This window comes from Clostridium sp. Marseille-Q2269, from assembly GCF_943736985.1.
Lineage (GTDB): Bacteria > Bacillota > Clostridia > Clostridiales > Clostridiaceae > Clostridium_F.
The window spans coordinates 52,810-66,767 of the sequence record NZ_CALSFS010000020.1 but is presented as its reverse complement, the minus strand read 5'-3'; the positions used below and the strand labels follow the sequence as shown (position 1 = coordinate 66,767).

General features: G+C 25.8%; 10 protein-coding genes. 2 read left to right on the top strand and 8 right to left on the bottom strand.

All coding sequences use genetic code 11. The features are described 5' to 3' along the window. Positions 1 to 330, top strand: a 330-nt coding sequence (locus NGI68_RS16375) for a transposase (protein ID WP_251862511.1), incomplete at its 5' end; no start/stop codon positions are given. An 800-nt stretch (positions 331 to 1,130) separates the two neighbouring features. Here NGI68_RS16375 and NGI68_RS16370 read toward each other — a convergent pair. The 5 genes from NGI68_RS16370 to mscL form a co-directional block, all read right to left on the bottom strand. Beyond that, positions 1,131 to 1,901 carry an ABC-2 transporter permease gene (locus NGI68_RS16370; RefSeq protein WP_251862510.1) on the bottom strand — a complete coding sequence of 257 codons (771 nt, stop codon included), beginning with the start codon at positions 1,899 to 1,901 and terminating at the stop codon, positions 1,131 to 1,133. After that, positions 1,901 to 2,596 (bottom strand): ABC transporter ATP-binding protein, encoded by a 696-nt coding sequence (locus NGI68_RS16365; RefSeq protein WP_251862509.1) that lies wholly within the window; start codon positions 2,594 to 2,596, stop codon positions 1,901 to 1,903. The genes NGI68_RS16370 and NGI68_RS16365 overlap by 1 nt, the downstream gene beginning before the upstream one ends. Continuing rightward, positions 2,589 to 2,945 carry a GntR family transcriptional regulator gene (locus NGI68_RS16360; protein WP_502799402.1) on the bottom strand — a complete coding sequence of 119 codons (357 nt, stop codon included), beginning with the start codon at positions 2,943 to 2,945 and terminating at the stop codon, positions 2,589 to 2,591. Before NGI68_RS16360 ends, NGI68_RS16365 begins: the two co-directional genes overlap by 8 nt. A 511-nt stretch (positions 2,946 to 3,456) precedes the next feature. Further along, positions 3,457 to 4,599 carry a YecA family protein gene (locus NGI68_RS16355; RefSeq protein ID WP_353505416.1) on the bottom strand — a complete coding sequence of 381 codons (1,143 nt, stop codon included), beginning with the start codon at positions 4,597 to 4,599 and terminating at the stop codon, positions 3,457 to 3,459. Between the two features lie 688 nt (positions 4,600 to 5,287). Next, on the bottom strand, positions 5,288 to 5,692 hold the full coding sequence (gene mscL / locus NGI68_RS16350; protein ID WP_286010130.1) for a large-conductance mechanosensitive channel protein MscL: 405 nt from the start codon (positions 5,690 to 5,692) through the stop codon (positions 5,288 to 5,290). Positions 5,693 to 6,256: 564 nt separating this feature from the next. On the opposite strand from mscL, the gene cplR reads away from it, so the two are divergent. Next, positions 6,257 to 7,915: an ABC-F type ribosomal protection protein CplR gene (gene cplR, locus NGI68_RS16345; protein WP_251862506.1), complete on the top strand. Its 1,659-nt coding sequence runs from the start codon at positions 6,257 to 6,259 to the stop codon at positions 7,913 to 7,915. Positions 7,916 to 8,019: 104 nt separating this feature from the next. Here cplR and NGI68_RS16340 read toward each other — a convergent pair whose 3' ends face one another. The 3 genes from NGI68_RS16340 to NGI68_RS16330 all read right to left on the bottom strand — a co-directional run bounded on the left by NGI68_RS16340 (position 8,020) and on the right by NGI68_RS16330 (position 13,948). Next, positions 8,020 to 10,026: a methyl-accepting chemotaxis protein gene (locus NGI68_RS16340; RefSeq protein WP_251862505.1), complete on the bottom strand. Its 2,007-nt coding sequence runs from the start codon at positions 10,024 to 10,026 to the stop codon at positions 8,020 to 8,022. Between the two features lie 1,405 nt (positions 10,027 to 11,431). Next, positions 11,432 to 12,121: a LiaF transmembrane domain-containing protein gene (locus NGI68_RS16335; protein WP_251862504.1), complete on the bottom strand. Its 690-nt coding sequence runs from the start codon at positions 12,119 to 12,121 to the stop codon at positions 11,432 to 11,434. A gap of 183 nt (positions 12,122 to 12,304) precedes the next feature. Beyond that, positions 12,305 to 13,948 (bottom strand): carbon starvation CstA family protein, encoded by a 1,644-nt coding sequence (locus NGI68_RS16330; protein WP_251862503.1) that lies wholly within the window; start codon positions 13,946 to 13,948, stop codon positions 12,305 to 12,307. Between the last annotated feature and the right edge of the window lie 10 nt (positions 13,949 to 13,958).

Sequence of the window (13,958 nt, the reverse complement as noted above, 5' to 3'; positions counted from 1 at the left end):
TCTGGTAATTTACATGACAGTACACAAGCCATAGATATCCTTTCAAACATTGATATACAAAGTAGTAATATTTTAGCTGATAAAGCATATGGCACAAATGAAATTAGAGAATATATAACGTCACAGGGAGCCTCATATACTATTCCGCCAAAATCTAATTCAAAGAATCCTTGGCCTTGTGATTGGTGGACATATAAGGAGGGTCATCTAGTTGAATGCTTTTTTAATAAAGTGAAGCATTTTAGAAGAATTGCTACTAGATATGATACGCTTTCTTCTTCTTTTCTTACATTTCTTTATATTTCTGCCATTTTTGTTTTATCTAAATAAGCTCTTGATATATTGTTTTCAGACACGCCCTAATAAAGATTAAATTTATATTAATAGTAAAAAATTAATAGTAATTTAAACATTGAACAAAAGAATTTTCTTTATATCTTATAATTCTCTATTTATAGAATATCTAAGGGAATTATAAAATCTAAAATAATTGCTTATATTTATGAAAAAGATTTAAAAGATAGAGATATTATAAAAATTTAAAAAGAATATGCCTAAACCCATTAATCAATAATACTCTAGTTAAAAATTACTCTAAAGATATGAGGACTAAGTTGAGATTATGTTATATTCATGTAATAAATTCTGAAATTTTAATATTAGATGAATCTATACTTGGATTAGATATTACACTTATGAAATATCTAAAAAATAAAATTTACAAATCAAGGAAAGTCTGTATTTATTACATCCTATGATACTGCTTTTATAAGCAGTATCATAGATGAAATCTATTTAATTAATGATAAAAACAATAAGAAAAGTTATTGCTTCTTTAAACATAATATAAAAGCTGAAAACACCATTTCAATATATTTAATTTTAAAAATATACATTATAACATATATTTATGGAACTAGATTTTAAAATGTATTATAAAATTATTTTAAGCAAAAAAATAAGAATATGTTGTGTAAAAGATATAAAAAGCTTTAGAATTTCTTATCTACTTTAACTACTCTTTTACCAACATATCCTTTTTAATAGACTGCTCCTATAACATTTGTATTTTAAACAAAGACTTATATATTATATTTGATTAAACAATATAAATATTTAAACTTAAAATATTAAATTTCAACTTTTTCTTGTAGTAAGTAAGCTGTTACCATAAACAATCCAATTGCAACTAATATGCTAAATATAGTGGAAGCTATATTAACATGGATATTAGGTATATTAATTGTAAAGCCTCCTAAATCAATACTAGATGCTGATGGGAAAATACTACTTTTTATTGATATATTCATAGTCTTACTAAAAATTTGTTGTACCAAATCTGTGGATTTAACAAAAATTATATTAATAACTATAAATATACCAAAAGTACCTAATTTGCCTAGCTTCCTTTTTCTAATAGCAACCCTAGATAGTGATATAGAAACATATACAGTTAACAAAAAGCTTATATATTGAAATATTGTGATTATTAATCCTATTAAAAAATTTCTACCATTTAAAAACTGAGTAAACATTTCAAATTCCTTAGGAAGACTATTTAAATGTATATATGTGAATATACTCCCTACTATATTAACTAATATCATTTGTATTATAGCAGTTATCAATTTAGCTCCTAATATTTGTTTCCCACTAATGGGTAATGTAAATATTAAGTAAGAAGAATCTGAGTAAAGGTCTTTACTAAACATATTTATATTCCATATTAAAGTCACCAGTGATGCAAAACTAACTATAACTATTGATAGCACAATTATACTAAGCTGTTGCCATTTATTCTCTTTATAAAAAAGACCTATATTTGCTAAAACTATCAAAGATAATAGTATTATTATTTCTTTATAATAAGATTTAAAGTTGTATTTTATAAGCTTACCCATTATTTAAACACCTCCTTGTATAATTCATCTATGGACATTCCTCTTTCCATTCTAAGCTTTTCTGCTACACCACTTAGAACTATCTCTCCATTACGCATAAAAAATACATCATCAAAAATCCTTTCTATATCATTTACTAGATGAGTTGTAACAATCATTGTACTATCTTCACTATAGTTGTTTACTATGGCGTCTAATATTTTATCTCTGCTTATTGGATCTACCCCACCTAAAGGCTCATCCAACAAATACAATTTTGCTTTTCTAGATAAAGTTAATGTTAGAAGTAATTTTTCAATCATCCCTCTAGATAGTGCAGTAATCTTTGTACTTTTATCAAGGTCCATAAAATCTAAAAGTTCATTACATTTTTTCTCACTAAAATCTTTAAAAAAATCTTTAAAAAATTCTACAGCATCTTTTATTCTCATCCATTTATATAAAAAATTTTTATCTGGTAAATAAGCAACTTTAGCCTTTGTTCTTATCCCTGGGGCTTCTCCATCTATTAATATTTCTCCAGAACTATATCTTAATAATCCAGCTGTTATTTTTAAAAATGTAGTTTTACCACTGCCATTAGGACCTAATAATCCTACTATTCTTCCCTTTTGTACCTCCATTGCCAATCCGTTCAATCCATTTTTATTAAAATAACTCTTCTTCAAATTAGAACAAGTTAATATCTTATCCATTATTTGTGTCCTCCCTCTCTAATTCCTTTTTCACCAAACTTAATATATCTTCCCTTTTTACCCCTATTTTTTTCATGCCATCTAAAAAATTTTGTACTATTTCTCTGCTCATTTCTTCTTTCAGCTTTTCCATTATTTTTTTGTCTTTACTAATAAAAGAACCTAATCCACGCTGAGTAAAAATTATGCCATCTCGTTCTAATTCTTGATAAGCTCTTTGTAAAGTATTTGGATTAACTCTAAGTTCTTTAGAAAATTCTCTAACTGATTGAAGCTTATCTCCAAGCTGAAAACTTCCATTAACTATATTTTCTTTTACATAATTCATTATTTGAATATAGATAGGCATGTTGTCGTTAAAATTTATTATCAAAATGTCACCTCCAAAATTCTTGCCTTATATAGCCTAAGCATAGTTATATACTGTTACTCTTACTTCATATACCTTTTACTGTCTTACTTTATATCACTAAGTGCGACTATAACCTAAATATATATTGCTAACCTTCTGTTCACAATAGCCCTCCATAATCCTTCTTTTGTACATTACTAAATAATTATAAGTTAAGTCTACTGTCTGTCTTATCTCATATATCCTTTTCCAATTTTTATCTTATATTTTATAAATATAACAGTAAGTTTAATGTAATTTTTAGAATACTACTGTTATATTTAAATAGTACACTAGTCTCGTGGTGTTGTCAATGTATTCTTGTTTGTACTTTTTTCCAATATAATATTTATTTTTAAAATCTTATAAATTACTATATCTCAATATATAAAAGCATCCTATAGAGTAGACCACTGGTAAAGTCTACTCTATAGGATGCTTTTTATTCAATGTGAATTAGTTTATAAGCCTATTTATTATTTAAGCAACATTTTTTATACTTTTTACCGCTACCACAAGGACATGGATCATTTCTACCTATTTTGCCTTTATGATGTTCTTTGTCTACTTTTTTATATAATTTATCTTCTTTAGATTTTATTTCAGTTACACTATACCCTCTTAAACACCATTTATCAATATTATTGTTTATTTCAGTTATAATATCTTTTATGTTTATTTCGATTTTTTCACTCTTTAGATACACTCTTCCCTTTACATCTTCAAATATATAATCTACAGAAAAAGCATTTTTCATAAGACAGCTTACATGATATAATATTTCATTCAATTTTTCTGGTTTAATATTTAAGTTGTTTTCCATATATTTCTTCAATTTTTCTAGTGGTTTTATATAAAACTCTTCTTTATTAAATTTTTTTATGCTATTAATACTTAGTTCTTTATAATCTAGATATTGTACTGCTTTATGTCCCTGCAAAACATAAGATAAATTAATTACATCCTCCACATAATAAACATTATCTTGTTTTTTTATTCCATAATAGCTTCTATTATTATCACTTAATAAATTAGTCAAATAATTTTTATCAAATTCTATTTCTGTTTTCCCATCTTTTCCGTACTTTAAATTAGAAGACATTTCATATATGATTTTATACAATTCATCTAAACTTATAGCTCCATAATGATGCAGTAAAACCTGTACTATCTTAAGTATATCTTTTGATATATAGAACCCTAAATCAAAATCTTCATTATTTACCAAATTCTCTCTTATACTATCTTCTAACTCTTGTGGTATAGTAACAACTTTATTTTCATCTCTATGTATAGTAAATATTAGACCTTTTTTCTTTAAATCACATATGGCATTATCAAATTTTTTTATATTTTTATTTACGTATTCTACTTGTTCAAAATATCTATCTAGAAAAATATACTCATAAAACCCAATATTACTCATTATTTTATCTAGATTACCATGTAATTCATCTTCTAAAGCTTTAACTAATTCTTTTTTATTTAATTTACTCGCACCCTTTATATCTAATGATTTTCTTATATCTGTTAAATCATTTTTAGTTAAGTTATTTAATAATTCTTCTAAATTATTTTTTTCATTTAATTCTTGTATATTATTACAACTCACAATCATTCTCCTATTCTGTATATTTTATTTTGCATAATCAGACAATCTTTATTGTATATAAATAATAACTTTTTTTCAATAGCTACCTGAAACCGGTATAATATAAGGTAACATTTTTTCATATTCCTCATATATTACTATTATAACTAAAGATAATATCTTGGTACACAATTCTAACGCTTTAAACTGAGGTGATAAAATGGGACACAAACATCATAAACACAAATGCTGTAATTATGAAAAGTACGAATGTTGCGGACCAAGTTGCGGATGTAATAACTGTGGCAATAACTCTTGTGGATTATTCGATGGTTGCTTTGGTAACAACAGCTGTGGCTGGGGCAATAACTGTGGCTGTGGCAACAGTTGCGGCAGTGGTTTCAATAATCCAGTATTAGCTTTAATATTGCTCGGTCTATTTTGCCGCCGATAAAATACACTAAATAATTTTTGACTTTAAATAGCCTGTCAAGTTTTTAATATAATAAAGGGGTATTTCAAACATTGAAATACCCTGTTTCAATTTTAACTTTCAACTGAAACTTGAGATTTAGAATTCATACTCTTTAATAACCTTTCAACAAGTATTAATTTAAATATTACTATACAAATTACAGCTTCAATTGCCACTATAGGCAGATTAACTATAAATAATTTATTTAGAGTTAGTAATTATATATAATAAAAACTATTGATTGTTATTTTCCTTTAATATATCTCTTATTTCTTTTAATAGTATCTCTTCATTGCTAATTTTAGGTTCTTCTTTAACTTTCTCTTCTTTGTTTTTAAAACTATTTATTAATTTAATAAACAGAAAAATAGAAAAGGATATTACTAAAAAATTTACTGATACTTGTATAAAATTACCGTACTTTATAGAAACCACTGCACTATTTGAAAATCTTATGGAAAATTTTAAGCTTGTAAAATCTATGCCACCTATTAATACCCCTACTAAAGGCATTATAATATCCTCTACTAAAGAAGTTACTATTTTACCAAAGGCTCCACCTATAACTACTCCCACTGCTAGTTCAATGGCATTCCCCTTTACTGCAAATTCTTTGAATTCTTTAATTATCTTTTTCAAAATTAAGACCTCCATTTTGAACTATGAACTATTATGTATATTATAATAAGGATTCTTTCTTTTCAATGGTTTTATACTGGTAAAATACATATAAATTGTAACTGATATTGATAATAAAGAAGGATTTATCTATTATTTTTATAATATAATTAGTAAACTATTCTTTATTTTATAAGTGAAAAAATGTGACCCTCTTATATTATTCTAAAAACTATTTATCCTATTACATAGAAATTAAGAAATTTAGATTTTTCTTAATTTCTATGTAATATTTAGATTATATGGGTAAATATATAATTAATCTCATGAATTTATTTTTAAAATTACAATTATATGTTATAATAAAATAAATTAAAGAAAGAACGAGGTATTTTCATCAATGAGAATGTAATTTACACTTTTATTTTATTAAGTATGACAAATTCAAATGATTTTAGAGATTCTATGAAATTAGGATTTTTTGTTGTACTTAAAATTTGAGAGAGTAAATTATTCTTAGGCGTGGTGCACCTTTTTTGTGGAATTATTATATGCTCTCTCCTAAATTTTAAGGAGGGATTTTTTATGTTATCAATAAAATTAGATAAAGTAAAAAAATATTATGGAAATAAGTTAATATTAGATATAGACAATTTAGAAATAAAGGAAAATGATAGAGTTGGTGTTGTTGGAGAAAATGGAGCTGGCAAAACAACTCTTATCAAAATTATATTAGGTGAAATAGATGTGGATGAAGGTAAAATATACGTAGATGCTAATTATTCATACATAAGCCAAAGTGAAAATTATTGCGGTGATTCTAAAGATGGAAAAATTAAAAGTATATTAGATGTACCTAATAGTTATAATGATTTGTTGTCCGGTGGAGAAAAAGTAAAAATTAGAATTAATGAAGCTCTTAGTTCTAATAGCAACTTTCTTATAGCCGATGAACCTACAGCTAATCTTGATACTAATACTATAAAAAACATTGAAAAACTTATAAGTGAGTATGAAGGAGGACTTTTATTAGTTTCTCACGATAGAGATTTTTTAAATAATCTTTGTAATAATATATTAGAAATAGAAAACGGAAAAATTAAATTATATAAATGTAGCTATTCAAAATATCTTGAACTAAAATCCCAAGAAGTAGAATCTCAAGAAAGAGAATATAAAGAATATATAAATGAAAAGAAAAGACTTGAACAAACCATTATCGCAAAAAAAAATAAGAAAGATTCTATAAAAAAAACCCCTAAAAGAATGGGAAACTCAGAAGCTAGACTTTTCAAAATGGGAGATCAAAAATCAAAAAAACACTTAGATGGAAATATAAAGTCTTTAAAAAGTAGAATCAATCATCTTGAAACAAAAGAAAAGCCTACTTCCACTAAAGATATTAGAATAAAAATAAATGAAAGCAATAAAATGCCTTCCAAAACAGTAATAGAAGTAAGAGATTTAGATTTATTTATAGGTAAAAAACTCCTTATAAAAGATGGTAATTTTAAAATAAAAAACGGCAAAAAAGCAGCTATTATTGGTAAAAACGGCTGTGGGAAAACAACTTTATTAAAAGAAATATTAAAAAAAGATAGTGAAAATATAAAATTATCAAAATATATTTCTATAGGATATTTTGATCAAAGTCAAAGCATTCTAGCTAAAAACAAACCAATATTGGATAATATAAAATCAACTAGTTCTTATGATGAAAGCTTTATAAGAATTAGTCTAGATGGATTTGGATTTAAAGGAGATACTGTATACAAACCAATTTCTGTATTAAGTGGTGGAGAAAAGGTTAAAGTTGCCCTTTGCAAAATAATTTTAAGTGATACCAACACTTTAATTTTAGATGAACCTACTAATTATTTAGACATCAAATCTATTGAGGCTTTAGAAAAAGCCCTCATTAATACAGATAAAACCTTGGTAATGGTGTCTCATGATAGAGCTTTTATTTCTAACATATGTGATTATATAATTGAAATAAAAGATAATAATCTAAATTGTTTTTCAGGTACTTATAAAGAATTCATTGAAGAAAAATCAAACTATAGAGCTAAAAAACAAGAAGACACTGATGATCGTAAGAAAAAAGAAAAATTATTAGTATTAGAAACTAGACTTTCAAAAATCATTTCAGAACTATCTATAGAGAAAGATTCTATAGTTAGAGAAAATTTAAATAATGAATATATAAATTTATTAAGTGAAATTAAATTATTAAAAAAGTAAATAAATTTTACTAACAGTTACATTGATATTTTAAAAAGCTGTTGACAAAACATGTTCATCAACAGCCTGAGCTAGCAATAATCCTATTGCTAGCTTTTTTATATTTATAATTTAAATTGTTTTACTAATAAATCTAGTTCATCTGAATAAGAATTTAATTTTTCTGCAGATCCCACAACTTCTTTAAGTCCTGCTGCCTGTTCTTCTGCTGAAGCAGTTATTTCTTCCGTAGTAGCGGCTATTTCCTCAGAAACAGAGGATGCTTCATTTATTTTATTTAATATATCATTTTTATTATTGTATATAATTTGTTGAGATTCATTTACATTTTTTATACTCTTTTCTAATTTATCTATAGATTCTTTTATAGTATTAAATGTATCATCTGTAATATTTACCTTATCATTAGTATCTTTTTCAAGTTCCATAGTTTCTTTCATTTTGTCTAGTATATCTCTTACTTCTTTATTTATGTTATGAACAACATTTTCTATTTCTGAAGCTGAAATTGAAGATTGTTCTGCTAAATTTCTTACTTCTTCTGCAACCACAGCAAATCCTTTTCCTGCTTCTCCAGCTCTTGCTGATTCTATACTAGCATTAAGAGCTAATAAAGAAGTTTGCTCTGTTATAGATTGTATCGTATCTGTTATTATACTTATTTTATTTGAACTTTCTGCTAATATATTAATCTTATCAGCCAATTCTTTATTGGATGAAGCGTTAATCTTAAATTTATCTTTTAATCCAATAATGGCTTGTCCCCCATCATGTAGAACATCTCTTACTTTATGAGATTCTGTAACCATCTCCTTAGAATTTTCCATAGACGTTTCTACTTTTTCTGATAAATCACTTATAGAGTTTAAGCTTCCTTCCATAGATTGAGCTTGACCTGAAGTAGCATCTGCTATGTTTTGTACGACTTTTACTATTTCATTCCCTGCCATTTCTGATTGCTCTGTTATACTATTTAGAAGGTCTGAAGATTCCTTTACATTATTAGAAACATTGTTAAGACTCTGCAAAATTTTAACGGTTTCTTCCCTTACCTTATTAATTCCTTCCATAATAAGTTCCATCTCATATATTACGATTCCATTTTTGTCTATATCTTTAGTAAAATCTCCTGTTTTCATGGAGGATAATACATTTTCTATTCTTTTTATAGGTTTTGTGATTTGTTTACACAATAGCGCCCCTAATGCAAGTGCGCCAATCAAAGATAAAATAGCTACTACAGCAAAAATTAAGTAATTTTTGTTAAGTTGAGATTGTATTTCGCTATAAGGCAAAAATCCTATAATACTCCAAGATGTACCCGGTTCTTTTTCTGTTATAACCTTATAATATTCTCCATTTATTTTTATTTTATCTATAGTTCCTTTATTTAATATCTCTTTAGGCCAATTTAAATGTTTAATATTCTTATCTAGTCTATCCTTATTTTTGTCTCCTATTACTAAACCATCTTTATCTGCTATTACAACAAATCCGTTTTTACCGATATGGGTTTTTCGTGGAAGAGCAGATACATCATCTAATTTTATGTCCATGCCAACTACTCCCACTAATGAATCTTTATCATCAGTAACAGCTTTAGCTACAGTTACCATAAAACTATTACTTCCGGCAGTATCTCTATATGGTTCTGATATTATAGCTAGTCCCTTGTTTTCTACAGCTTGTTTATACCAAGGTCTTGTTCTTGGATCAATATTGTTAACTACATTAGTTTTAGGAGATATTATAGTAGTTCCTTTAGATGTTCCTAAATACATGTTAGTAACTTCAGAATGATTACTTCTAAAAGATTCTAATGTATAAAAAACCCAGGTTGGACTTTTCTTATCTTTAAATACATGTTTAGCATCTTCATTTTGTGCTAAAGTATTGACTGTTTCAATACTACTCTTATTCTTTTGAGCAATCATATCTCTAAAATTAACAACAGTATCCCTGGTTAGTGATTCAAAATCGCTCTTTAAAGATTTACTAGCTTGATAGTTAGTATATAACCCAATAATAACTATAGGAATTAAAGCCACAAATATAAGCAATCTAGAAATTATGTATTTTATACTTTTACTTTTCCCATATTTATTTTTCATAAAACTTCCCCCCTATTATGTAAAAAATATTAGTAAATTATATAATATTATACTATAAATAATATAATTTGTAATATTAATATTTTTATAGAACTTAAATACATTTTATAAATTACATTGGAATATTTGTTAATACACTCTATTATAAATTAATTATAACTTAATTGTAAATTGTATAATGGTAAAATTTATCAAATTAAAAATATTCATTATAATGAGAGGTTTTTGTCAAATCTGTAGTATTAATTTGTAATAAAATATACATAATTATTATGATAGCAGTATGTTACTTTATATATAACATCTTAAAGAAAAGATATTTTTAGAAATGTAGACAATTATATAAAATATAAAATTGAAGGGATATTAATAATACACTAAAGCTCAATACGCAAAACTTCATCTAACCTTTTAAAGCTGCATTTAAATTCATCCTATAGCAATGAAAAATAGTTTAATTTTGCTACTTTATCATTGGTAAGTGTTTCTATAACTACAACTATTAATTACATTTATTCTTCTACTCTAACTTTAAAAGAAACAATAAATTATAGTTAACCTTTCATATTAACCCTAAAAAATAATTAATTATAATTATTTTTTGGTATTAAATCTGAAAGAAATAATGAATTCTAAAAATGTTAACTGGATTTAGATCCATCCTTCTTCTACAATAACTTTAGTAGTGAGAAAATTTTTAAAAATATGGTTCGAATTTAGCTATATATTTCTTCTACATTTCCTTTAGTAGACAGAAGAAATTCTAAAAATATTAATCAAATTTAAATCCATTTTATAAAATTTAATATAGCTTTAAAAAGATATCCGTTTATAAAAATATTAAAATAATATTTCTATAACAATTAAACCATATAAAATCTAACCCTTTAAAAATTTTTTAATATTTTTATATCATAAGATACTCTACTGTAATTATTAATTCCCTTCCCTCATATTTTGTCCCGTAATCTTTATAATTATTTATTCAAATTATGAATTATAATATTATTTTTAAATATATTTCAAATAATATGTTTAAAAATAAACTGTTTTTATTTTTTACATATAGTAAAATAAATAATTTTTTATATTAACTTTAATTAAAACAAAGTATTAATTTATAAAATTAAGACCAGGCAATCTAACAGACTTCCTGATCTTAATTTTGTACTAAATTATAGTACTAATATTTATTTATATTTATTAAAATATGGTCAAAATTAAAATATATTTATGATATTTACTATAACAAAATGTTAAATTAATCTATAATACTTATTTGAACATACTATAAATTAAAATAAATTTATTTGATTTGTAAAAATATAGTAAATTGTAAAACTAATTTGTACTTTTTATTGTACTATAATAAAATGTAAAATCAAACTAATTTATCTATTATAATTTAATTAAAATAATTTTTTATATCCATTCCCCCACATATTGCTATGCAGTTTATTTTTAAAATTGGTCTCCCATCATTTGTATCTCTATTCCTAGTCTTATTACTAAATCCACCTGCTATTGGCATTCCAGTTATAACTACCTTCCAATGTTCTGGAACAACTATATTTATTCCACCAAATCCAACAAATGCATCTATATATGCACCAGCTGGACTCATGTCAGCATCTAGTAAATCTAATTCTACTGATCCAAATAAAGATGTTAAACTTCCACCTTTAAATGCCTTAGAATAATTTCTACTTTTGCATGAAGAAAATAATGCTCCTGCCTTTATAGTATCTTCTCCATTACCTGATTTAAAAAAATCTTTATGTCTTAATGTAAATACTTCTTTGCAAGACAATAAATAAATACCTACTAAAAGAAAAACACCTGCCCAAAAGAATTTAGAAGCATTATATAAAATATCTAGATTTCTTAGCTGTATAAGTACACCTAAAAATATTAATATAATCCCGTTTATATAAGAAGATGATCTTTCTATAAGCTTTTTAGCCCCAATGATTATTAATATAAGTGGCCAATAAACACCTATAATATTTTCAAAATCCCATAAATTTAAAGCTTCTAAAAATAATCCTAAACCTATAAAAAGAAATATAATTCCTGTAGTACTTTTACCTCTCATTATCTATTCCTCCATTTAACAATTTATAATCAACTTATAAAATTTATAAATTACAATATATCAGTTGATTGTTAATATAATTATATAGGAAAAACAGATTATATGTTAGTACTTAATGTAATAAACTTTATGACCAAAGTCACTATTAATTAAACATCACTTACAAACATAATTATATATTTATTAAGCTCCTACATTTGTATTAGTCTTCTTGTTTTTAGCCAAAGTATTATATGCCTCTACTGCAAGTACTACAGCCAATACTAATAATATTATAGCCATTATTCCTAATATATAATTTGGTTTTGCTCCAAATAAATATGATTTTATTATTAAAAATAATGCTGACAATGTTACTGCAAACATGAATATCATTGGTATTATTATCATTACTGTTCTCTTTCCCCTTCTTGCAAGCCACGCTGTTAATGACAATAATGCTAATGCAGCTAAAAGTTGATTTGCTGAACCAAATATAGGCCATATTTTCTCATATCCATATAATATTAAACCTAATGCACAAGCTACTGTTATTAGAGTAGATACATACATATTAGTAAAAATTGATTTCTTTTCTCCCTGTTTTTCACTAAATCCTTGGAAAAATTCTTGGAATATATATCTTCCTATTCTTGTAGCTGTATCCAAACTTGTTAAAGCAAAAGCAGAAAAAGATAATGTTACAAATACTTTACCTATAGCTAATGGTATTCCAAAAGAATTCATAAAGTTTGCACAGCCATTAGCAAAAATTTCTGCTGGTGTTCCTTTTGCTTTGGCAACGTATCCCACAGCAATTAAAGCTATAATAGCTACAACACCTTCTATTAACATAGAACCATAACCTATAAGTTGAGTATCTTTTTCACTATTTAACTGTTTTGAAGATGTTCCTGAACTTACTAGAGAATGGAATCCTGAAACTGCTCCACAGGCTACCGTTACAAATAAGAATGGGAATAATGTTTTACCATCTACACTAAAAGAAGTAGTTGGTGCTAATTGCATTGTTGGATGAAGAATTAATATACCTAAAAAAGCCCCTAAAAGCATAGCATATAACAAGAAAGAGCAAAGATAGTCTCTTGGTTGAAGAAGTAACCAAACTGGCATAGTAGATGCAGCTGTAATATATATTAAAAGTATTATTTGCCATTGTAATTTACTTAATTTTAATACTGGGAATTTATATCCTATATATATGCAGAAAAACAGTAGAGCAACTCCAACTATTGTAGATAATGCAATGGGAGCATTTTTTCTATAAACAAAGAATCCAAATCCCATAGCTAAGAATATAAATAGAATTGATGCTGTTCCAGAACGTGCTCCTGTTAAAAGTTCTGGTGCTTGTGGATTATATGCAAAAGTAGAAGCACAAATATCTGTAAAGGCCGCTACAACCAAAACTAATGTAACCCAAGCAAAAATATTAAATAGATTTTTACCTTTTTCACCTATATTAACACGAATTATCTCACCTATGGAGTTACCTCCATGTCTTATAGATGCAAACAAAGAACCAAAATCATGAACTCCACCGATAAAAATACTTCCTATAACAATCCATAACATTACAGGCACCCATCCAAATATAGCGGCTTGTATAGGTCCAGCTATAGGGCCCGCCCCTGCAATAGATGAAAAATGGTGACCCAATAAAATTTTAGCATCTGCTGGACAATAGTCTACATTATCAAATTTAGTGTGAGCTGGAGTCTTTTTGCTTATATCTATTCCCCAGTGTTTAGCAAGCCATCTACCATAAGTTAAATAAGCAATCAAAAATAGAATAATACCACTCAAAAGTAACACTACTGAATTCATATAAAACCCT